Origin of the sequence: Nocardia sp. NPDC019395 (genome assembly GCF_040632335.1) — a bacterium.
GTDB lineage: Bacteria > Actinomycetota > Actinomycetes > Mycobacteriales > Mycobacteriaceae > Nocardia.
On the sequence record NZ_JBEYBT010000025.1, the window covers coordinates 21401 to 41941 of the forward strand.

At 66.1% G+C, this 20541-nt stretch carries 21 protein-coding genes; 13 read left to right on the plus strand and 8 right to left on the minus strand.

Annotated elements, in window-relative coordinates; all coding sequences use genetic code 11:
* Window positions 1–442: 442 nt before the first annotated feature.
* A complete protein-coding gene (locus ABZ827_RS29245) occupies window positions 443–1570 on the minus strand; it encodes a nitronate monooxygenase family protein (protein WP_357243567.1) in 1128 nt (375 codons plus the stop codon).
* A gap of 167 nt (window positions 1571–1737) precedes the next feature.
* Window positions 1738–3051 (minus strand): glycosyltransferase 87 family protein, encoded by a 1314-nt coding sequence (locus ABZ827_RS29250; protein ID WP_357243652.1) that lies wholly within the window; start codon window positions 3049–3051, stop codon window positions 1738–1740.
* Between the two features lie 382 nt (window positions 3052–3433).
* Between ABZ827_RS29250 and rpsF the strand changes: the two genes are divergently transcribed.
* The 5 genes from rpsF (at window position 3434) to dnaB (ending at window position 7180) form a co-directional block, all read left to right on the plus strand.
* Complete coding sequence (rpsF, locus tag ABZ827_RS29255) at window positions 3434–3721, plus strand: 30S ribosomal protein S6 (RefSeq protein WP_357243570.1); 288 nt, start codon at window positions 3434–3436, stop codon at window positions 3719–3721.
* A 96-nt stretch (window positions 3722–3817) separates the two neighbouring features.
* The gene (locus ABZ827_RS29260; protein ID WP_357243572.1) at window positions 3818–4360 is read left to right on the plus strand and encodes a single-stranded DNA-binding protein; all 543 of its coding nucleotides are present in this window, start codon (window positions 3818–3820) and stop codon (window positions 4358–4360) included.
* A gap of 54 nt (window positions 4361–4414) precedes the next feature.
* Entirely contained in the window at window positions 4415–4666 is a 252-nt protein-coding gene (gene rpsR / locus ABZ827_RS29265) for a 30S ribosomal protein S18 (RefSeq protein ID WP_033246575.1), read from the plus strand.
* 18 nt (window positions 4667–4684) lie between these two features.
* Window positions 4685–5140, plus strand: coding sequence for a 50S ribosomal protein L9 (gene rplI / locus ABZ827_RS29270; RefSeq protein WP_357243575.1), 456 nt, complete (start codon window positions 4685–4687; stop codon window positions 5138–5140).
* A 657-nt stretch (window positions 5141–5797) separates the two neighbouring features.
* Complete coding sequence (gene dnaB, locus ABZ827_RS29275) at window positions 5798–7180, plus strand: replicative DNA helicase (RefSeq protein WP_357243578.1); 1383 nt, start codon at window positions 5798–5800, stop codon at window positions 7178–7180.
* 47 nt (window positions 7181–7227) lie between these two features.
* Here dnaB and ABZ827_RS29280 read toward each other — a convergent pair whose 3' ends face one another.
* Window positions 7228–8232: an adenylate/guanylate cyclase domain-containing protein gene (locus tag ABZ827_RS29280; protein WP_357243581.1), complete on the minus strand. Its 1005-nt coding sequence runs from the start codon at window positions 8230–8232 to the stop codon at window positions 7228–7230.
* Between the two features lie 199 nt (window positions 8233–8431).
* Between ABZ827_RS29280 and ABZ827_RS29285 the strand changes: the two genes are divergently transcribed.
* The 5 genes from ABZ827_RS29285 (at window position 8432) to ABZ827_RS29305 (ending at window position 12472) form a co-directional block, all read left to right on the plus strand.
* Window positions 8432–8947: a YlcI/YnfO family protein gene (locus ABZ827_RS29285; RefSeq protein ID WP_357243584.1), complete on the plus strand. Its 516-nt coding sequence runs from the start codon at window positions 8432–8434 to the stop codon at window positions 8945–8947.
* Between the two features lie 74 nt (window positions 8948–9021).
* Window positions 9022–9867 carry a DUF4097 family beta strand repeat-containing protein gene (locus tag ABZ827_RS29290; RefSeq protein ID WP_357243587.1) on the plus strand — a complete coding sequence of 282 codons (846 nt, stop codon included), beginning with the start codon at window positions 9022–9024 and terminating at the stop codon, window positions 9865–9867.
* Between the two features lie 29 nt (window positions 9868–9896).
* Window positions 9897–10856, plus strand: a complete 960-nt coding sequence (locus ABZ827_RS29295) for an ATP-binding cassette domain-containing protein (protein ID WP_357243590.1) — start codon at window positions 9897–9899, stop codon at window positions 10854–10856.
* Window positions 10853–11671, plus strand: coding sequence for an ABC transporter permease (locus ABZ827_RS29300; RefSeq protein ID WP_357243593.1), 819 nt, complete (start codon window positions 10853–10855; stop codon window positions 11669–11671). The genes ABZ827_RS29295 and ABZ827_RS29300 overlap by 4 nt, the downstream gene beginning before the upstream one ends.
* Window positions 11672–11788: 117 nt before the next feature.
* A complete protein-coding gene (locus tag ABZ827_RS29305; protein WP_357243596.1) occupies window positions 11789–12472 on the plus strand; it encodes a hypothetical protein in 684 nt (227 codons plus the stop codon).
* A gap of 312 nt (window positions 12473–12784) precedes the next feature.
* Here ABZ827_RS29305 and ABZ827_RS29310 read toward each other — a convergent pair whose 3' ends face one another.
* A complete protein-coding gene (locus tag ABZ827_RS29310; RefSeq protein ID WP_357243599.1) occupies window positions 12785–13087 on the minus strand; it encodes a hypothetical protein in 303 nt (100 codons plus the stop codon).
* A gap of 392 nt (window positions 13088–13479) precedes the next feature.
* Here ABZ827_RS29310 and ABZ827_RS29315 point away from each other — a divergent pair, with 392 nt between their 5' ends.
* A complete protein-coding gene (locus tag ABZ827_RS29315) occupies window positions 13480–14067 on the plus strand; it encodes a hypothetical protein (protein WP_357243602.1) in 588 nt (195 codons plus the stop codon).
* Between the two features lie 249 nt (window positions 14068–14316).
* Here the strand turns inward: ABZ827_RS29315 and ABZ827_RS29320 are convergent, their stop codons facing one another.
* Window positions 14317–14499, minus strand: a complete 183-nt coding sequence (locus ABZ827_RS29320; RefSeq protein WP_357243605.1) for a DUF1918 domain-containing protein — start codon at window positions 14497–14499, stop codon at window positions 14317–14319.
* 204 nt (window positions 14500–14703) lie between these two features.
* Here ABZ827_RS29320 and ABZ827_RS29325 point away from each other — a divergent pair, with 204 nt between their 5' ends.
* Window positions 14704–15123 (plus strand): hypothetical protein, encoded by a 420-nt coding sequence (locus ABZ827_RS29325; protein WP_357243608.1) that lies wholly within the window; start codon window positions 14704–14706, stop codon window positions 15121–15123.
* Between the two features lie 524 nt (window positions 15124–15647).
* On the opposite strand, the gene ABZ827_RS29330 is transcribed toward ABZ827_RS29325, so the two are convergent.
* The 3 genes from ABZ827_RS29330 to ABZ827_RS29340 form a co-directional block, all read right to left on the minus strand.
* A complete protein-coding gene (locus ABZ827_RS29330) occupies window positions 15648–17069 on the minus strand; it encodes a sulfatase-like hydrolase/transferase (protein ID WP_357243655.1) in 1422 nt (473 codons plus the stop codon).
* Window positions 17070–17241: 172 nt separating this feature from the next.
* The gene (locus tag ABZ827_RS29335) at window positions 17242–18351 is read right to left on the minus strand and encodes a DUF475 domain-containing protein (RefSeq protein ID WP_357243611.1); all 1110 of its coding nucleotides are present in this window, start codon (window positions 18349–18351) and stop codon (window positions 17242–17244) included.
* A gap of 208 nt (window positions 18352–18559) precedes the next feature.
* Window positions 18560–19135 carry a TerD family protein gene (locus tag ABZ827_RS29340; protein ID WP_357243614.1) on the minus strand — a complete coding sequence of 192 codons (576 nt, stop codon included), beginning with the start codon at window positions 19133–19135 and terminating at the stop codon, window positions 18560–18562.
* Between the two features lie 188 nt (window positions 19136–19323).
* Between ABZ827_RS29340 and ABZ827_RS29345 the strand changes: the two genes are divergently transcribed.
* Window positions 19324–20535, plus strand: coding sequence for a hypothetical protein (locus tag ABZ827_RS29345; protein ID WP_357243617.1), 1212 nt, complete (start codon window positions 19324–19326; stop codon window positions 20533–20535).
* Window positions 20536–20541: the final 6 nt, after the last annotated feature.

The window sequence follows — 20541 nt, forward strand, 5'->3', positions numbered from 1 at the left end:
GGGGGCGGGGATCGGATGCGGACAGACTGGTGGTAGGGGGATCAAACGCGCCCGAGGGGCGGCGGCGAGTGCGCTCGGGTGCTGCGTGCCTTCGCTCCGGAACGAGACGGCCACGAACTACCAAGGCCGACCGGCCGCAGGCGGGGAAACGGGGTGGGGTTGCATGCGGATAGATGGGCGGTAGGGGGCAAACGCGCCAGGGGAGGCGGCGGATGGTGGCCCTTCAACCTCCTCGCTGAGCCCGGCGCTGCTCGGCGTGTTCGCCTCGGGCGGGGTACGGGACCTTGCGGGCATCGCCGGAGTCTGTGCCGCCTGAGCTGATTTCCGGGCAGGCTCGGCCCACTGGCGTTCTCCGTGCGGAGGGCCGAGCGACTACGGGCTGGGCCCACCCACGGAGATCCGTGGATGGGCCCAGTTTTCGACCGTTGTGAGTCGGGTGTGATTACCCGGCTTCGTTCAGTTTGTTCAGCCGTTCGCAGGCGGCTACGTAGTCCTCGACGAGGCGGTTCATCACATCGGCGGAGCGTTCCGTTTTGTTCATCATGCCGACCACCTGGCCGACCGGGTTGAAGTTCACGTCCTTGGCGGCCTCCGGGTAGCGGTGCCCGCGCTTGACGCCGTCCAGTGCGACCATCATCTGCAGCGGCATGGGCAGCGGGTCCGGGGTACCTTCCGATTCCCAGGCGTCCGTCCAGTCGTTGCGCAGCATCCGGGCCGGTTTACCGGTCCAGGCGCGGGAGCGGATGGTGTCGTTGCTGGTGGCGTCGATATAGGTCTTCATCTGCGCGGGGGGCACATTCGCCTCTTCCACGGTCAGCCAGATGGAACCGGTCCAGGCGCCGGCGGCGCCCATCGCCATGGCGGCCGCGACCTGCCGGCCGTCGCCGATACCGCCCGCGGCCAGCACCGGCAGATCACCCACGGCGTCGATGACCTGCGGCCACAGGACCAGCGAGGAGACCTCGCCGCAGTGGCCGCCGCCCTCGGTGCCCTGGCATACGACGAAATCGAGGCCGGCGTTCTTGTGGTTCATCGCGTGCTTCACCGAACCGCACAGCGCGCCGATGAGGCGTCCGGAATCCTGGATCTGGGAGACGAACTCCGGCGGCGGGGTGCCCAGCGCGTTGGCGACGAGTTTCGCTTTCGGATGCTTCAGGATCACCTCGACCTGCGGCGCCGCGGTGGTCGCGGTCCAGCCGAGCAGCTGCGGATGAACTTCTTCCTCCGGCAGCTTCGGTACGCCGTGGTCGGCGAGGATCTTCTCGGCGAAATCGCGGTGACCCTGCGGTACGTGCTTGGCGAGTTCGGCCTCGAGTTCCTCCGGGGAGAGCCCGTCGATGCCCTTGCCCTCGTATTTGGACGGGATCACGAGGTCGACACCGTAGGGGTTGTCGCCGACGTGCTCGTCCAGCCAGGCCAGCTCGACCTCGAGCTCTTCCGCGGTGAAGCCCACCGCGCCGAGTACGCCGAGCCCGCCGGCGTTGCTGACCGCGGCCGCCACGTCGCGGCAATGGGTGAAGGCGAAGATGGGGAACTCGATCCCCAGCCGGTCGCAGATATCGGTACGCATGGCGGTGGTGTCTCCCTATGCCTGGAACAAGTTACATAATTGCCGCGCGGCGGCCGATCCGGCCGCAGTCACCTCTCGGACTCGAATGCGCCGCGTGCCGCGGGTGCAGGCGGATGGTGCGCGCGAGCCCGACAGGTGCCATACCTTGAATGTAACACGTTCTAGTTTTATTGGAACCGATTCGCCCGCGTGGCTACCTCGTCCGGGCCGGGCGATCCCGCTCGGGCACCGGCCGGCGTCACCAGTTCGGGCGGCTTGCGCATCGGAACTCTCAGGAAGAGCGTGAACAAAAAGATCAGCAGTGTGGCCCGGCCCCAGACCCCGAAACGAACCACCGCCTCCATGAGGTCGACCGAATGTCCGGTCCCCATCGCGTAGAAATAGCGGAAGACCCCCACCCCGATCGCGATATCGGCGACCAGGTAACTCCACACCACCGGCCACGGCACGGCCAGGACGACCAGGAACGGAATCAACCACAGGGTGTACTGCGGTGAATGCACCTTGTGGAAGACCAGGAACCCGCACAGCATCGCCCCACTGACGCCGATCCACGGGTAGACGCCCGTTTCCGTGTAGCGCCGGTATCCGACCCACAGGGCCAGTGCGAAGGACGCGAGGATGAGCGCCGGTGACGCGATCGCCACGGTATCGGCGAACGCGGCCGTGCCCACGCGATCAGTACCGAACAGCGGCCGCAGACCCCAGAACCAGATCGAGTTCGTGGTGATATCGGCCTGCCGTTGCTGCTGGAATTCGATCGAAGCGCGCCAGCCGTCGTAACCGGCGATCGCGAAGGGCAGATTGACCGCCAGGACCGTCGCGGCCGCGGCGCCCCCGGTCCACAGCGCCCCGCGGATATCGGGGCGCGGCCCGTCGTCCCGCCGGTCGCCGCCGGTCAGTACATACAGCATCAGCGGAACCACGAAGATCGCCGGATAGATCTTGAAACAGAATCCCAGCCCCAGCAGGATCGCCGCGAGCACCGCGCGGGACCGCAGCGGCCGGCGGGACAGTGTCATCACCGCCATCGCGGCCACAGTCGTGCACACCACCGGAAGTTCCCAGTTGTGGAACGCGTACAGCACCAGCGGAGGTCCCGCCGCCCACAGGAGGGCGGCCCGGCCCGCCATCCGGGCCAGCAGCCATGCGGTCACCAGGGCGAACGGGGCCAACAGCAGTGCTGAATGCAACAGGAACATCGCATCGTTGTGCGAGCCCAGCGCACCGAGCCACATCAGTACACCGCTGAGCACCGGATACTCGACAGCGCCGCCGATCAACGATCCATCAGCGGTGATACCGCCGTGGACATACGGAAAAATATGCTGATCGATATCGCGGCCCAGCCAGAGGAACTGGATATCGGAGTAGCAGACCCGGGCGTCTTTTACGTAGTCGAAGGCGACGCTGCGCCCGTCGGCCCGAAAAGGCGTCCCCGCGCAGCGGGCTTTGTTGAGAAATGCCACTGCCAGGGTCATGACACACAGCAATACAGCCGCGGTCACCGCCGCCGTCTGCCGGGAAACGCGACCGGTCGCGAACGCGCGCGCGGCCGCTCCGATCGACATAGCGATCACCCTAGTGGTCGTCGTCCCGGCCGAGTGCGGTGCGCGCGCGGCTCCGGCACTCCCCGAGAGGTCGTAACGCCAGGTCACCCGTCGCACTCACCGAGCGAATCCCACCGGACTCCTGGTGCTGGGAAACCGGGTGCGGCACCACCCGTTACCTGGGCAGCCCGGTTCCGTAGATCGATTTCGCGGTGACCCACCCTCTCGGGTACTCTTGCCCGGTTGCTGACGCGACGACCTCCTGCCACGGACCGTCCGTGGCCGTTACCAGACCACAGGAGGTGATTGGTTCGTGCGTCATTATGAAGTAATGGTCATCCTCGATCCGAGCATGGACGAGCGCACCGTCGGGCCGTCCCTGGACACGATGCTCAACGTTGTGAAGACCGAGGGCGGGAAAATCGACAAGGTCGATATCTGGGGCCGTAAGCGCCTCGCCTACGAGATCCGCAAACAGGCCGAAGGCATCTACGCGGTCGTCGATCTGACCGCCGAGCCCGCCACGGTGAGCGAACTCGACCGCCAGTTGGGCCTCAACGAGCAGGTGCTGCGCACCAAGGTTCTGCGCAACGAAAAGTAGTTCCGGCGGCATCGCGGTTTCGTCGGAGTCTGTCTCTAGGCTCTAGCGCAACAAGCGAGTGCACTCGGACTGCACACCGAGCAGGAGGAACCCACCATGGCAGCAGGCGACACGGTCATCACGGTCATCGGAAATCTGACGGCCGATCCCGAGCTTCGATTCACGCCCGCGGGCGCGGCGGTTGCGAATTTCACCGTCGCATCGACGCCCCGCATTTTCGACCGTAATACCAACGAGTGGAAAGACGGCGAGGCGCTGTTCCTGCGCTGCAATATCTGGCGCGACGCGGCGGAGAACGTGGCCGAAAGCCTGACCCGGGGCGCCCGGGTGATCGTCAGCGGACGGCTCAAGCAGCGCTCCTTCGAAACCCGTGAGGGTGAGAAGCGCACTGTTGTCGAGCTCGAGGTCGACGAGGTCGGTCCGTCGCTGCGATACGCCACGGCGAAGGTCAACAAGACCAGCCGCGGTGGCGGCGGTGGTGGATTCGGTTCCAACAGCGGTGGTGGTGGAAACTACAACGCCGGAAACAGCGGCGGTGGACGGTCCGAACAGGGCGCAGCGGAAGACCCGTGGGGTAGCGCGCCCGCGGCCGGCTCCTTCGGGGGCGGCGGCCGGATGGACGACGAACCGCCGTTCTGAGACGGCCCGCATCGGCCCGCGCAGGCGGGCCACCAAGAATACGGAGTAACGAAAATGGCCAAGGCACCGGCGCGCGAAAAGGTGCTCAAGAAGAAGGCTTGCACTTTCTGCAAAGAAAGCAAGACCGGACCTGTCAATATCGACTACAAGGACGCCCCGCTGCTGCGCAAGTACGTCAGTGAGCGCGGTAAGATCCGTGCCCGCCGGGTTACCGGCAACTGCGTGCAGCACCAGCGCGATATCGCCATCGCGGTGAAGAACTCGCGTGAGATGGCTCTGCTGCCCTACGTTTCGACGGCTCGCTGAGAAAGGTCGGTCAAGCATATGAAGCTCATCCTGACTGCCGACGTCGACAACCTCGGCGCTCCTGGCGATACCGTCGAGGTCAAGGACGGCTACGGCCGTAACTATCTGCTGCCCCGCGGGCTGGCGATCGTTGCCACCCGTGGTGCCGAGAAGCAGGTCGAGGGAATCCGCCGGGCCCAGGAGGCCCGCCGGGTGCGCGATCTCGGCCATGCCAATGAACTGAAGCAGGCCATCGAGGGCCTGGAAGGTGTGTCGCTGTCGGTCAAGACCGCCGGCACCGGCAAGCTGTTCGGTTCGGTCACCCAGTCCGATATCGCTTCGGCGATCAAGTCGGCCGGTGGCCCGGTTCTGGACAAGCGCAGCATCGAACTGCCGAAAGCGCATATCAAGGCCACCGGTAAGCATCAGGTCACGGTGCACCTGCACCCGGATGTCGCCGCGAAATTCGCCTTGGAGGTCGTGGCTGCGGGCTGACCGCGGTCTCGACCCACTCTCTGACCGGGGATCACGCCTACGCGTGGTCTCCGGTTGGAGTGCTTTCTTCTGCGGGGGAAATTAGCCAACGGTTAGCTGTGGCCGGCCGAAAGGTAGACGCCGATAGTGGTGCTGTCGGTGCTCTTCGGGCTGCGTCAGTGTTATCCACAGGATGTGAGACCTGTGGATCAATGGCAAAACCAACCGGACGTATTGTGACCCAGCTCATATCTGTTCGCCTGTCCGTTAACTCAACACGCCCGGCTGTTCAACAACACCGACACGCCGGTGCTTTGTTTATCCACACTGCGTTGATGGAAAAAATCCCGGTCTAGCTGGGGATTTTTTGCGGCTGACCTGCGTTTTCCCCAAGTTCTCCACAAGTTGTGCACAACCAGAGGTGAACTATCCCCAGGTTATCCACAGGTCTATGCACAGGACCGTTTGGCATGTGGATAGAACCTCGCCTAGGTTCATCGCAGCACCATCGTCAATGCCCCGCCGGAAACCGGTGGAGCGGATCTATCTGGGTGATAGCTGGGATGTCTGACCACTGGTCACAGACACTTCCCGAACCGGTGAATTTGTCGGACCCCTGCGGTAGAACCGAACGGCAAAAGGGTGCGTCCGGTCTGGATGAGAGGACGGTCGAGTCTGATGGCAGTCGTCGATGACCGCGGCCACACGGATTTCCCACCCGAGCCGCCCGGTGAGGATTTCGGGCGTCAGCCGCCGCACGATATGGCAGCCGAACAATCGGTCCTCGGCGGCATGCTGCTCAGCAAGGACGCCATCGCCGACGTGGTGGAGGTTCTCCGCTCCGGCGATTTCTACCGCCCCGCTCACCAAGCGGTCTATGACGCGATTCTCGACCTCTACGGCCGCGGCGAACCCGCCGATCCGGTCACCGTCGCCGCCGGCCTGGACCGCAGCGGCGAACTGAAACGAATCGGCGGCGCGCCCTATCTGGTCACCCTCACCCAGACCGTTCCCACTGCCGCGAACGCCGGCTACTACGCCGAGATCGTCGCCGAGAAGGCCATCCTGCGGCGCCTGGTGGAAGCCGGTACCCGCATCGTCCAGTACGGCTACGCCGGCGCCGACGGCCAGGACGTGGCCGAGGTGGTCGACCGGGCCCAGGCCGAGGTCTACGAGGTCACCGAACGCCGGACCTCCGAGGATTTCCTCCCGCTGGAAGAACTTCTCCAGCCCACGATGGACGAAATCGACTCCATCGCCTCCCGCGGCGGTATCTCGCTGGGTGTCCCCACCGGTTTCTCCGAACTCGACGAGGTCACCAACGGCCTGCACCCGGGCCAGATGATCATCGTCGCGGCTCGACCCGGAGTCGGAAAATCGACTTTGGGAATGGATTTCATGCGCAGCTGCTCGATTCGGAACGGGCTGGCGAGCGTTATCTTCTCGCTGGAGATGAGCCGGACCGAGATCGTCATGCGACTGCTGTCGGCGGAGGCGAAGATCAAGCTCGGGGATATGCGGTCCGGGCGGATGAGCGATGACGACTGGACCAAACTGGCACGGCGGATGAGTGAGATCAGCGAAGCGCCGTTGTTCGTGGACGATTCACCGAACCTCACCATGATGGAGATCCGGGCGAAGGCCCGGCGGCTCAAACAGCGGCATGATCTGAAACTCGTCGTGGTCGACTACCTCCAGCTGATGACCTCCGGTAAGAAGGTCGAATCGCGGCAGCAGGAAGTCTCCGAATTCTCCCGGCATCTCAAGCTTCTGGCCAAAGAACTGGAAGTGCCGGTGGTCGCGATCAGCCAGCTGAACCGTGGGCCGGAACAGCGCACGGATAAGCGCCCACAGGTCTCCGACCTCCGCGAATCAGGATCGTTGGAACAGGACGCCGATATGGTGATCCTGCTGCACCGGCCCGACGCGATCGAACGCGATGATCCGCGCGGCGGCGAGGCCGATCTGATTCTCGGCAAACATCGAAACGGTCCCACGGCGACGATCACCGTCGCGCATCAGCTGCATCTGTCGCGGTTCGTGGATATGGCGCGTGGCTGATCCCGGTCTGCGCACAGGGGATCCGAGTCGCGCCGGCCGGCGGCGGACTACAGATCCCGGGGAAGTGTCCGCGGTTCCAGCACATGTGGCCGCAGCCGGTCGAATCCACGAACCCGCACACTGCGCAGACCTCGGAGGGTGAATTCCGGATCGCCGGCCAGTTCGTCGGCCGCGGCATCGTCGATCAGGACGGTACCGGGGCGGGCGACGCCGGTGAGCCGGGAAGCGGCGTTCACCACCGATCCGTACAGATCGCCGAAGCGCTGCAGAACGGGTCCGTAGGCGAAAGCGACCCGCAGCTCCGGAGTACCGCCGACCATCATCGTCGATTCCTGGATCTCGACCGCGATCCGGCCTGCGTCCCGCGCCGATTCGGCTGCGAACATCACCTCGTCACCGACATGCTTGACCACCCAGCCGCCGTTCTCCGTGATCGCCGCCGCGGTCGTGGATTCGAAGGCCTCCAACAGCATCGTCAGTTCGCTCGGATGCAGATGCCGGGTCAGTCTCGTGTAGCCGACCATATCCGCGAAACCGACCGCTAACGGGCGGGTGTGGTCCTCGCCGGTCATACCGTCGAAAGTCCGGCTGAGTGCGGCCGCGAGATGCCGCCGCCATACATAGCGCTGCAGTTCTTCGAAAGCCGTGACGGTGGATTCGGCCGCTTCGCGTACCCGATCCGGCGAGCCGATCTCGTCGCCCGCTCGGGAAATGATCTCCAACGCCACCAGGTCGGCCTGCCATTCCGCGAGCCGAGCCATCGTCTGCCCCAGGGTCCGGGCCGCGGCCGCGAGAGCGACAGCCTGTGGCCCGGACTCGTTGAGCACCGAAAGATCACGGAAGTATCGCACCACCGCGATATCGGATTCCGTGAATTCGGCGGCTCCATCGGAGTTCGCCGGAAACCCGAGGGCACCCCAGAGCCGCCGTGAGTTCTCCGATGTGACGCCTGCCTGCTCCGCGACATCCTGGCGTGTGAATTCTCGCTGCCCGCCGAGTAGGAAGGACTCGACAGTAGAGCGGATCGAGTCGAAATCCTCTGCGCCGTCCACGCCTACGACATTACGGGGCGCAGCTTTCCCCGGTACCGGATCGGCCCGCGCTGAGCAGGTCACACCCGGGTCGTCCGCGCTCGGCGCCGTCCGCGGACGGCACCCCGAGCGGCGTTCGAAGTGCCATGTGGTGCCGGGGTGAGCCAATGTTGTGCCATGAATGCTTGTGGTGGTGCCAAGAGTGTGCCATGATGGCATCATGGATTTGACCCCGTACGTGAGCAACCTCGGACGTGAATTCGCGACCCTCGCCGAAACCGGCGGTGACGAGGCTCGTGCGCTGGTCGAGCGGTTGACCGGATCGCTCGAATCGGCGATCCGAATGACCTTGCTGGACGCGTTGTCCGCCGCCGCGGACGAGATCACCCGCGATCTGGCACCGGGAGCGGTCGAGGTGCGGCTGCGTGGACGCGACCCGAACTTCGTCGTGACCACGCCGCCCGCCGAACCGGTCGCGTTCGCCGCCGCGAAGGACGATCCGGCGACGGTGGACACCACACCGATCTCCGAGGACGGCCCGACCGCGCGGATCAATGTCCGTCTCCCGGAACAGCTCAAGACCGCGGTCGAGGAGGCCGCCGCGAAGGAAGGACGTTCGGTCAACGCCTGGCTGGTCCGTGCGGCGTCGGCGGCACTGCGGCAACCCGGCCGCGAACAGCCCGCCGAACCGCGCGGCACGAAGACCACCCAGCGTCTCACCGGCTGGGTGCGTTAGCCGCCCCGCCGCCCACCATCATCACGCCCCCGACCTGCGGGGACGCATCACCTACTCCTATCGAGGGGACAGCTATGCCCACATTCGAGACACCCGAACCGATTTCCGTGACCGTCGAACTCGGGGTCGGCAATCTCCGGATCACCGCGAGCGACCGCGCCGACACTGTGGTCGACGTGCGGCCGAGCGACGAATCCGATGAATCCGACGTGCAGGCCGCGCAGCGGATCCGCGTCGACTACGCGAACGGCTTGCTGCAGATCACCGGGCCGAAAGCGCGGATATTCGACTTCTCCCGCAAGACCAGGTCGGTGGAGGTGATCATCGACTTGCCCCAGGGTTCGCAAGTCACCGGCAACGTGGAGATGGGCCACCTCATCGGCACCGGCCGGCTCGGCGAATGCCGGTACAAGACCGGGGCCGGGAATATCCGGCTCGACCGCACCGGCCCCTTGCGGTTGGACACCGGGGCCGGCCAGCTCACTGTCGGCGACGTCGTGGGCAGCGCCGAAATCCACACCGGCACCGGGAAGGTCAGCCTCGGCGAGATCGACGGGCCCGTGGTCGTCAAGAGCTCCAACGGTGACATCGTCATCGGCGCGGCCGCCGGCGATACGCGCGCACGCACGGCGAACGGCGATATTTCCGTCGACCGGGCCGGTGCCGGGGTCGAAGCGAAGACATCCAGCGGCACCATCCGCCTCGGCGAGGTGGCTCGCGGCTCGGTCGAACTCGGGACCGCGATGGGCGAGCTGGAAATCGGTATCGCCGAGGGCACCGCCGCCTGGCTGGACGTGAACACCTCGTTCGGCCACGTGCACAACCTGCTGGACAGTGCCGCTCAACCCGAAAAGTCCGACGAAACCGTCGAGGTGCGGGCGCGCACCGCGTTCGGCGATATCACGATCCGCCGTTCCTGAACCACTACCGGCCCTGAAGAAGGAAGAACATGACCACCGGACAATCTCAACCGGCCATCGCGGTGACCGGGTTGCGCAAATCGTACGGCGATCACGTCGTCCTCGACGGAATCGACCTGAATGTTCCGCAGGGAACGGTGTTCTCACTGCTCGGCGCGAACGGCGCCGGGAAAACCACCACCGTGAAGATCCTGTCCACCTTGATCGGCGCCGACGGCGGGGAGGTCCGGGTCGCCGGCCACGACGTCACCCGGGAAGCCGACGCGGTGCGGGCCGCGATCGGTGTCACCGGCCAGTTCTCGGCGGTGGACAATCTGCTCACCGGCCGGGAGAACCTGCTGATGATGGCGGATCTGCACCACCTCGCCCGCGGCGACGGCCGGCGTCGCGCCGCCTACCTGCTCGACCAGTTCGATCTGGTCGACGCGGCCGGAAAACCGGTCTCGACCTATTCGGGGGGTATGCGGCGGCGGCTCGACCTCGCGATGACCCTGGTCGGCAGCCCGCGAGTGATCTTCCTCGACGAGCCGACCACCGGCCTCGACCCGCGTAGCCGCCGCGCCATGTGGCAGATCGTCCGGGATCTGGTGGCCACCGGCGTCACCATCTTCCTGACCACCCAGTACCTGGAGGAAGCCGACGAACTGGCCGACCGGATCGCGGTCCTCGATCACGGCCGGCTGGTGGCCGAAGGCACTGCGGACGAGCTCAAACGCCGCATCCCCGGAAGCCATATCCGGCTGCGGTTCGCGGATTCCCGAGGCGTCGACGCGGCGGTCCGGGTGCTGGGTCAGGTTTCGCGCGATAACGACGGACTGGCCCTGCGCGTGCCCGGCGACGGCAGCCTCCGCTCCCTCGAGACCCTGATCGGCCGGCTCCGCGAGCACGCCATCGAGGTCGACGAACTCTCCGTGCACACCCCCGATCTCGACGATGTCTTCCTCGCTCTCACCGGCAATTCCGACAACCAGAAGGTGGCCTCCCGATGAGCACCCCCGCCCTCGCCGCCCCGGCGGACCTCAGATTCCACCCGCTGCGCGATTCGGCGACGATGCTGCGCCGCAACCTCAAACATATGCTGCGGTATCCGTCGATGACCGTCATGCTCATCGGGATGCCGGTGGTGTTCCTGCTGCTGTTCGTCTACGTGTTCGGCGGCACGATGGGAGCCGGGCTCGGCGACGGGTCCGGGGGACGCGGCGCGTACGTCGACTACGTTTCGCCCGCGATCATCCTGATGACCATCACCGCCGCGGTCCAGGGGACATCGATCTCGGTCGCGATGGATATGACCGAAGGCATCATCGCGCGGTTCCGGACCATGCATATCGCCCGTGTCTCCGTGCTCACCGGACACGTACTCGGCAGTCTCATCCAGACCGTGCTCAGTATCGCGGTCGTCATCGGGGTTGCGCTGCTCGTCGGCTTCCGGCCCACCGCCGGCCCGGCCGAATGGCTGGCCACGGCCGGCTTCCTGGTGGTCGTGACGTTCGCGCTCGTCTGGCTCTCAGTCGCGCTCGGCCAGGTGAGCAAAACCGTCGAGTCCGCAAGTAACGTGGGTATGCCGCTGCTCCTGCTGCCCTTCCTCGGCAGCGGGTTCGCCCCCACCGACTCGATGCCTGCCGGGCTGCGCTGGTTCGCCGAGTACCAGCCGTTCACGCCGATCATCGAAACCTTGCGCGGCCTGCTCCTGGGAACCGCGATCGGGAACAACGCGTGGATCGCTCTGGGCTGGTGCGCCGTCATCGCACTGGGCGGATACCTCTGGTCGAAACGACTGTTCAACCGCGAGTACACAGGCTAGCCGCACGTTCTCGAGCGGCCTGTCCGCAACCGAATCGCCTCGTCCCGGCCGTTCCCGGCCGGGACGAGGCGACGTAGTGTGGGGGGCGCGGGGCCCTGCTCGTCGAGGAGAACGGCCATGACCGACAGCCCACGATCGATCGCCGAAACAGAACCGGCCCTCCCACCAGGTGCGGACCAGGAGCGATTCGCCGGGTACGGAGTGATGGGGCTGCCCTTCGCGAGCGGCCACTACCTGGCCTTCCGGCATTTCGCCGCAAGTTCGGTGGGACCGGGATACGAGTCGGTATGGCACCGCGACCCGGCCGGGCAATGGGTCATCTACAGCAGCGTGTCCCCGGAGGCGAGCTGTGGCCGCTACTACGGTTCCGCGCTGGCGGGTGCCCGGGTCGAGAATATCGCGGTGACCTGGACAGGGCCCTTCACCTTGACGGTGGAGGTGCCGGATGTGCTGGTCTGGGATATCGAGCTGGGAAGGTCGGTGGCGACGAAGGCGATGACGGGTCTCGGTGCCATGATGCCCTCGGCTATGTGGCGCAACCCCGCCGTGCTGTCGATGATGTCGCGGGTCGCAGGGCCGGCGTTGGGTGTCGGGCGGGTGCGGTTGCGTGGGACCACGCCGAACGGGCAAGAATTCCGGACGAACCCGCGGATGCTGTGGACGGTCGATGACAGTGTGGCCCGTGTCGGCGGTGTGGATATCGGTCCACCCGGGCCGTTGCCCGAGCAGACGAGGCTGGGTGGATTCTGGTTGCCCCAACGCGGCGTTTTCGCGGTGGGTCAGGCGTACTTCGAGCGGTAGGACGCAGCCCATCCCCGGCTGCGCCTGCCCGGTCCGTCGATCCGGACAGGCGCGGCTCGGGAAGCAGACGGACGGTCGACGAGTCAGACTCGTTCTGTCTGTAGCGCGGGATAATCGGTGTAGCCCTCGGCTCCGCCGCCGTACACCAGGTCAAGCGCGTACTGCGCGAGCGGTGCCGCGGCGGCGAACCGGGCAGGCAGGTCGGGGTTGGCGATGACGAGGCGTCCGAACGAGAAAATATCGGCCGGCCCGGTGTCCAGTACCTTTGTCCCGCTTCCGGTGTTGTGGGGTTCGGGCCGTTGAAGTTCGCGATCATCGTGCTCGACCAGCGTGGGCGCAGGTCGGCAAGGGCGGCGTACTCGCCACGCTCGACAATGTGAAGGTGGTATCCAGGAGGGCGCGGTGAGTGCCCTGTGGGTCCTGCTCCGCGATCTCGTTTTCCGGGTTGTCCGGTGAGATGCGCAGGCCGACCCGGTCGGCACCGACCGCCGCCGCGACGGACGTCACGATATCGATCGCCAGCAGGAGCCGGCCGTTGCGCGAGCTCCCGTAACGGTCGGTCCGCCGGTTGGTGTTCTCCGCCAGGAACTGTTGAATCGGACAAGGCGCTCGCATCAGCGGCGCGCCACACAATTAATATCTTCTCGCTATATATATTGGTCAACGGACACGCGAGTCGAACGCCGACCACGCGCGGCCCGAGCCTGCGGGCAGCGCCTCGGCCGGCCACCGGCCATGAGCGAGGAACAGGTCCGGCAGGTCCGCACCCTGCTGACCCGGCCGGACGAGTCGGTGTCCTCGATCGCGCGATTACTCGGGACGCGGGTGCGCCATGGAAAACTCCCCGGGGCCTGGTCGCCGCGCTGCTGCCGTCCAGCAGCAGTGACGGGTGCGGATACAGGCAGGTCAGTCAGTGATGTCCGGCTTCATCAGCGAGAACGGAGTTGTCGTTGAACGGTTCGAAATCTGCCCGGTGCTGGGTCTCCGCCGCGTCGGGGTGGCGTCGAGTGGTCGCGACTGCGGCGGCTTGTGCGGCGGTGGCGTTGTGCCCGACCGGTTCCGGAGTGGCCCAAGCCCAGCCGGGTTTCCCGCCGCCCATCGGCTCGGAGATCCCCAGCTCGATGCTCGCTGTCGACAGCAAGTTCGAGTACGGCGGCGAGACCTACACCGTCACGTTCAAGGGCGGGATCAAACAGCGCGTCGACGTGAATCCCGACGATCCGGACAACAGTGTGCGACTGCGCACCATCGGGTTCAAGATGACAGCGGAGAGCGAGGAAGGCGGTGCGATCACCCTCGAACAGAACGATGTCGATGTCGACGCGCGCAGCACGGTGACGCGCACCCGGCAGGACCCGCCGCGGTACGAGGAGAAGGACTTCCTCGACTACGCCGTGACCATAGAGCTCTCGGGCAGGGAACCGGTCGAGCTGCACGCCAAGGTCCCGATGATCTTGACCGCGCAGCTCACCCAGTTCCCCGCACGCGCTGAAATGTTCCACCTGCAGGAACCGGTCGAGTTCGTCGACCCCGGCAACCCCGGCACCACCGTGGCACGGCTGACCACTTTCGAGGCCGAACGCAGCAGCGGCTGACAACAGCAGGGGCACCGCCGCCCCGATAGGAGCGCCGACCGTACCGGGGACGGAATCGGCCAATCGGGCAGCGGTGCCGAGGGAAGGCCAGGCAGAGGTCTTCGGCGGATCGCCGTGGCCTGTACCAGGACCCCGACCATGGCGGTGCCGGGCACCCGGGTAGTGGCTGTTCAGTATCCGTAGTATCGCTGCGTTTCAGGTCGCGCCAGCCTCCGAGGGCGCGCGCCACCGGGCGCGCGCCCATCGGTGTCAGCTCGGTCTGATCAGACAATCGGGCCCGGGATAGATCAGGCTTTGGTGCCCATCTTCGAACCGCACCATATACGGGGGTGCGCCGTTGGGTCCCCGAATCTCGGTGATCTCCCCGGTCCGATCGGTCTTGCCCACACTGTCGCTGCGTAGAACCAGTTGGTCTCCGACGTTCGCCTGCATCGAGCAACCTCCCTCTGCGCCGTTGTTGTGCACCAGCCGAGCAGTCACTACGGCACCCAGTATGAGCGATCAGCTCCACGGTCCAGGTTCGAACGAACATCGGTGCGGCGGCGATCCGGGGAGGCCCGCCGGGCCTGACAGCATCGTTTCCGTCCCCTGTGGTCCGGAGTCCGGATATTGGTCGCCGCCGCGGTGTGCGCGGGCGTGACGACCATAGCGAGTCCGGGGGTTCAGGCCCAACCGACCTGCGGCGGGACCCCGGCCGACTGGCAAGATACCGACGGCATTGGCGCGACCTACAGCGGCGAGATCGAAGATTGGCATGGTAACCCGTTCGGGGTGGTGGAGATCAACTTGAACGCCGGGAAGGCCACGATGACCGCCGAACCCGATTCTCCAACCCTCGATGAGGTGAAAAACGGCTCACTCGTCTTCCAGCCGGACGACCGTGAGAAGGCAGTGGAATGGACCGGGCCCAACGTGGAGGATAGGGTGACTGCAACGCTGGGGTACCCCAGTTGTTCCTATGGTTCCAACGTCGCCACGGCCTCGTTCATGGTGGCGCCCGCAGAAAATCCGAGCATCGACCGGGTGTACAAGGGCGAGGTGCACCGCCACTACTGAACGGGCGGCGGACCAGGTGTTTCCCGCTCGTCACCGAGGTTCGGGAGATCGTGGCACCCGTCTGGGTACATGCTGGCAGCGATGCCGACCGGCCCAGGAATCTGGGTTCGGCATCGCTGCTCGGCCTGTGCAGGACTGCACCCGATGCCGGCCAACCATGAGAGCGGGGTTCCGGACGTTTCCCGAGCCGCCGGACACGCACGCTGCTGGCATCAAAATTCGCCGATGCCAGCAGATCTCAGCGACGCCGTCCGACGCCAGAGTTCGCCGATAGTCGTCGTCAGGATTCACCAGCGTAGCGACCGCCCGGATGGTGTTCGGGCGTACCGGTGAGCTTCGGCCACCCGGCGGCGCGCGCCGCAGTCGGGTGACACCGACGCCGACGGTCAGGGTCTGGCCGACTCGGCCAAGGGATTCTTCGCGTGGCTTGCCCGGGCAGGGCGACCGACTTTCTCCGTCATGATCCCCAGCCCCGAAGAAGCGGCGGCCGAGATGACACAACAGCATTTCGGCAACGATGGAGATCAACTTTGTCCTACCTGGAGTTCGCTGCCGATCAGGGAGTCGACCAGATCGTTCAGTTCGGTGATCAGGCCCGCGGTGCCCGGGTCGTGCGCGAGATTGCGCATCTCCAGTGGGTCCTCCAGCCGGTCGTAGAGTTCGTACTCGAAATCCGTACGCGGGCCGTCGATGTCCTCCGGGGTGGAGTAGCGGGCGAAACTGTGGCGAGGCGTGATCGTGCCGCGCAGGCAGTAATTGATACCGGGAACCATGCCGCCGCTGGTGCGGGCGTCGGAAGTGACGAGAACGGCGTCGCGGACCGCGGCGGTGGGTTCGGTGAGCAGCGGGGTGAGGTCCCGGCCCGGGAGGGCCGGGGCGGTGGCGCCGGCCAAGGCGGCGAGGGTGGGGATCAGGTCGATATGGGATGTCAGCGCGTCGGTGCCGGTGCCGTGCGAGGCAGTGGTGCGCGGGTCGGCGATGACCAGCGGGACCCGGAGGTTCTCCCGGTAGATCATGGCGCCCTTCTGCCGGAGTCCGTGCGCGCCACCGAGTTCGCCGTGGTCGGCGACCTGGACCACGACGGTATTGCCGGCGCCGCCACTGTTGTCCAAGGCATCCAGTACCTGACCGAAGTGAATATCGGTGGCGCGCATAAGTTCCAGATACCAGTTGCCCCACTGGCGCCACTGGCGTTGTCCCTCCGGGGAGCCCACCTCGTTGGGCATCACCCCGCCGACCACCTGATTGAGCGCGCGCCACGCGGTCTGTACGCCGGGTTTGGTGGTGAGGTCGGATTCGAAATTCGCCGGGACGCCCGCCCCGTAGTCGGGAACATCTTCGAGACGGTAGAAGCGCGGGCAGTACATCATGTCGTGCGGGTTGATCATGCTCACCACGCATAACCAGGGATCGCTGTCGCTCCCGTGCTGCCGCAGCCAGTCACCCGCCCGGCGGACCACCCCGGGGTCCTCGCGCAGGCCCTCGTCGGGGCCGCCGCCGGAGAGCAGATCGTAGGATTCGTCGAAACCGTAGCCGGCCAGGGCGGCCGGATCGGAACCCACAGCGCCGGAAAGATGCCATTTGCCGATATAGGCGGTGCGGTATCCGGCATCACGCAGGACCGCGCCGAGGGTGGGGACGGTAGTGGCGAGGTCTGGGGCGGCGAAACGTGCGGTGACGTCGCCGAGTAGCTCGTTGCCTCGGACGTTGTCGATGACACCGGAGACCGGAGCGTGCAATCCGGTGAAGAACGCCGACCGAGCCGGGGAGCAGGGCGCCGTCGGGGTGTGGTGCATGCCGAATCGGACACCGTTCGCGGCGAGGCGGTCGCGGGCCGGGAGGGTGAAACCGTCCGGGCGGACGATATCGGCGCGTTCCTGGTCGGTCATGATCACCAGGATGTTCGGCCGACGTCCGGGAACGGCGCTCGTGGGAGTGGAGCGCACGGTGTGCAGAGCGGATATCGCGGCGGGAGTGGCGGCTAGCAACCCGAGTGCGTGCCGTCGGTTGAAACCCTGGCGGGGTGGACTGCTGCTCGACAACGGACCTCCCGTGCGTTGAAAGACCGCGGGAGCGGACCGTGACGGCCCGCTCCCGCGGTCTTCGGATGGGTTGTGGTCAGGCTACCGGAGTGGGTTCCGAGGTAGCGGGCTCCTTCGGATCGCCTTCCTTGCGCTTGCGGCCGATGCTGGAGATCACCGCGGCGCCGATGAACGCGACACCGATGAGACCGGTGACGAGTTCGGGGACGTGGATATCGCCGACCGTGATCAGCAGAATCAGCGCCAGCGCGCCGATCGCCCAGTGAGCGCCGTGCTCCAGGAACACGTATTCGTTCAGCGTGCCCTTGCGCACCAGATACACGGTGATCGACCGGACGAACATGGCGCCGATCAGCCCCAGGCCCAGCGCGATGATGATCGGGTCGGCCGTGATGGCGAACGCGCCGATCACACCGTCGAAGGAGAACGAGGCGTCGAGGACCTCCAGGTAGAGGAACAGGAAGAACCCGGCCTTACCGGTGGCCTTGGCCAGCCCGGACGGGCCGCCGGCCCCTTCGGCCTGCTCCTCGACATGGAACATCGAACCCAGTCCGTCGACGGCGATGTAGAGGATCATGCCGAGCAGGCCGGCCAGCAGCACCGTGGAGCGCGTGTCGTCGTGCGCGAGGAACTCGGCGGCCAGCACCAGGCCGATACCCGCGACGACCACCGACATCATGTCCATCTTGCCCGCCTTGGCCAGCGGCCGCTCCAGCCAGCTCAGCCAGGTGAGTTCGCGTTCTTCGAAGATGAAGTTCAGGAACAGCATCGCCAGGAACATGCCGCCGAACGCCGCGATCTGCGGATGTGCGCTGGTCAGCAGGGTTTCGTAGCTGGGGCTACCGTCAGGGAAGTGCGAGGCGTCCCCGGGTGGCGGGTTCAATGCCAGATCGAAGGCGTCGACCGGGTTCAGGCCCGCGGTGACCCATACGATCACCAGCGGGAAGATCAGCCGCATACCGAAGACAGCGATCAGGATGCCGACGGTGAGGAAGATCCTCTGCCAGAACTCACTCATCTTCTCCAAGACGGTGGCGTTGATCACGGCGTTGTCGAACGACAGGGAGACTTCGAGGATGCCGAGGATGAGGCAGAGAGCCAGGGCGGTCGGACCGCCGTAGAGGAAGGCCACCCCCAGCGACAGCACCGTCACGACTATGGAAAAACCGAATATGCGCAGGACCACGCTGGGACCTTTCGTGTGCGGTGGCCGGACTGCGGTCGGAATCCCGGCCCTTGACGAGAAACCTGGTCGGCGGTGTCGACGACCCGTGGTCACCAGCGTTGCCGCCCACCGCTAATTTGTCCAATTTGTCCCCCTGCGGCCGGCAGAGGGGCCGTAAATGAGGGGGCCCGTTGCCGGACCCCCTCACGCTACCCGGAGGTGCGGATCGTCAGACGTTGACGCCGTAATCGCGGGCGATCCCGGCCAGGCCGGAGGCGTAGCCCTGACCGATGGCGCGGAACTTCCACTCGGCGCCGTTGCGGTACAGCTCACCGAACACCATGGCGGTTTCGGTGGAGGCGTCCTCGGACAGGTCGTAGCGGGCCAGCTCTTCGCCGTTGGCCCGGTTCACCACGCGGATATAGGCGTTGCGCACCTGGCCGAAGGACTGCTGCCGGCCGTCGGCCTCGTAGATCGAGACCGGGAAGAAGATGCTGTCGATAGTCGGCGGGGTGTTCGCGAGATCGACGTTGATGACCTCGTCGTCGCCCTCGCCCTCACCGGTGGTGTTGTCGCCGGCGTGCTCGATGGCGCCCTCGGGGGACTTCAGGTTGTTGAAGAACACGAAGTGCTGGTCGGACACGACCTTTTTGTCGGCTCCGGTGGCGATCGCGCTGGCGTCGAGGTCGAAGTCTGTGCCCGTGGTGGTGCGCACATCCCAGCCGAGACCGACAGCGACCGCGGTGAGGCCCGGAGCCGCCTTGCTCAGCGAGACGTTGCCGCCCTTGGACAAACTGACACCCATGCGGGATTCCCTTTCGTAGTTGTCTGCGATTCCCAGCATGTCCGAAATCGCCGGGTACGGAAACGACAGTAGTGGTTTTCGGTGAAGTTGCGTAGCGTCATGCGGCCATCCGGGTCCGGAACCCCTCTTGCACCTGCGATATCGAGCGGCTGTCACGGACCGGATCGCGATCTCATACCATCGGGTCTGTGGCAGGCCGTAGGCGTGGATGGTTCCGGTCGGGGGAGGATCCGTGGTTCGAACAGGCACGGTCGGCGTTGACGACGGCATTCCTGGATATGGATCGGCGGCAGTCGGCCGCCGACGCGGCCACTATCGCCTCCGAGGAGATCTTTCCCGCCCGCGAACTGGGCCGCGGCTGGGCGCCGGTGCGGGAACATTGCTACGCCGCGGGTGAGGCCTATCTCGCGCTGACCGCCGATATCGACCGCGCCGAACGATCCGGCGCCCGCATCTCGGGCCGGCAGCAGCGGCTGGACACGGTGGTGCGGCAGTTGCAGACCGCCGCGCAGGAGGTGGACCGGTTCTATCACGGTGCCCGCGACCAACTCGACGAGGCGATCGCGGTGCGTGGCGCGGTGCCCGACCTGGTCGCGCACGCCACCACCGAGGCGGCGCGGGTACGCGGTTTGGCGGCCGAATCCGAATATGCCGGGTACCCGTCGATGCGTGCGGCCGCTGCCCGGGTGGATGAGGCGATCGTCACACTGGAGGCCGTGCCCGCGGGCGAGCTGGGGCGAGTGCGGACCGCGGCGAATCAACTGGCGGCCGCGACCACCGAGTTATCGGAAGCGTTGGCCCAGGCCCCATCTCGCGCCGGTGCCGCACGCAACGCGATCTCGTCGGTCACCACCCGAATCGCGGCGGTACGCACTCGCGCCGAACGGCTCGGCCCTGCGTACTCGGCCCTGTTGCGCGAGTTCAATGCTGCGAGTTCGGCGGATCTGGCCGACAATGAGCGCACAAGCCAGCGTCATATCACCGCCGCGGACGAGGCCCTCGCACGGGCACGAGCCGCCGCGGCCGAACACAACCCGGAGTCGGCCCTTGACCTGACCACGACTGCGCGCGGCCACCTCGCCGACGCCGAACAACTGGTCGACGCCGTCACCAAACGGCTGACCGAGCTACGGGCGGTCCGGGACGATCCGCGCGAACGCGCCGAGACTGTACGATTCCGTCTCCGGGACGCGCAGATGCTTGCTGTTTCACGGGGGTTGGTTGCCGAATGGGGCTCGGTACTGGACGCTCAGGTCGAGCGGCTCGACCGGGTCACCGCATCACTGACCGGGCGGCACCCCGATTATTGGGCGTACGTGAACGAACTCGACACCATTACCGAATTCATCGCCGGCGTGGTCGATCGAATGCGCAGGCAACCGGGACAACACCAAGGATGAGACGGG

What these genes read in the sequence shown, in the direction of transcription:
- ABZ827_RS29340 (WP_357243614.1), bottom strand. Translation starts at nt 19,135, where the DNA reads ATGGGTGTCAGTTTGTCCAAGGGCGGCAACGTCTCGCTGAGCAAGGCG.
- ABZ827_RS29295 (WP_357243590.1), top strand. Translation starts at nt 9,897, where the DNA reads ATGACCACCGGACAATCTCAACCGGCCATCGCGGTGACCGGGTTGCGC.
- ABZ827_RS29320 (WP_357243605.1), bottom strand. Translation starts at nt 14,499, where the DNA reads ATGCAGGCGAACGTCGGAGACCAACTGGTTCTACGCAGCGACAGTGTG.
- dnaB (WP_357243578.1), top strand. Translation starts at nt 5,798, where the DNA reads ATGGCAGTCGTCGATGACCGCGGCCACACGGATTTCCCACCCGAGCCG.
- ABZ827_RS29250 (WP_357243652.1), bottom strand. Translation starts at nt 3,051, where the DNA reads ATGACCCTGGCAGTGGCATTTCTCAACAAAGCCCGCTGCGCGGGGACG.
- ABZ827_RS29260 (WP_357243572.1), top strand. Translation starts at nt 3,818, where the DNA reads ATGGCAGCAGGCGACACGGTCATCACGGTCATCGGAAATCTGACGGCC.
- ABZ827_RS29285 (WP_357243584.1), top strand. Translation starts at nt 8,432, where the DNA reads ATGGATTTGACCCCGTACGTGAGCAACCTCGGACGTGAATTCGCGACC.
- rpsR (WP_033246575.1), top strand. Translation starts at nt 4,415, where the DNA reads ATGGCCAAGGCACCGGCGCGCGAAAAGGTGCTCAAGAAGAAGGCTTGC.
- ABZ827_RS29245 (WP_357243567.1), bottom strand. Translation starts at nt 1,570, where the DNA reads ATGCGTACCGATATCTGCGACCGGCTGGGGATCGAGTTCCCCATCTTC.
- ABZ827_RS29300 (WP_357243593.1), top strand. Translation starts at nt 10,853, where the DNA reads ATGAGCACCCCCGCCCTCGCCGCCCCGGCGGACCTCAGATTCCACCCG.
- ABZ827_RS29290 (WP_357243587.1), top strand. Translation starts at nt 9,022, where the DNA reads ATGCCCACATTCGAGACACCCGAACCGATTTCCGTGACCGTCGAACTC.
- rplI (WP_357243575.1), top strand. Translation starts at nt 4,685, where the DNA reads ATGAAGCTCATCCTGACTGCCGACGTCGACAACCTCGGCGCTCCTGGC.
- ABZ827_RS29305 (WP_357243596.1), top strand. Translation starts at nt 11,789, where the DNA reads ATGACCGACAGCCCACGATCGATCGCCGAAACAGAACCGGCCCTCCCA.
- ABZ827_RS29310 (WP_357243599.1), bottom strand. Translation starts at nt 13,087, where the DNA reads ATGCGAGCGCCTTGTCCGATTCAACAGTTCCTGGCGGAGAACACCAAC.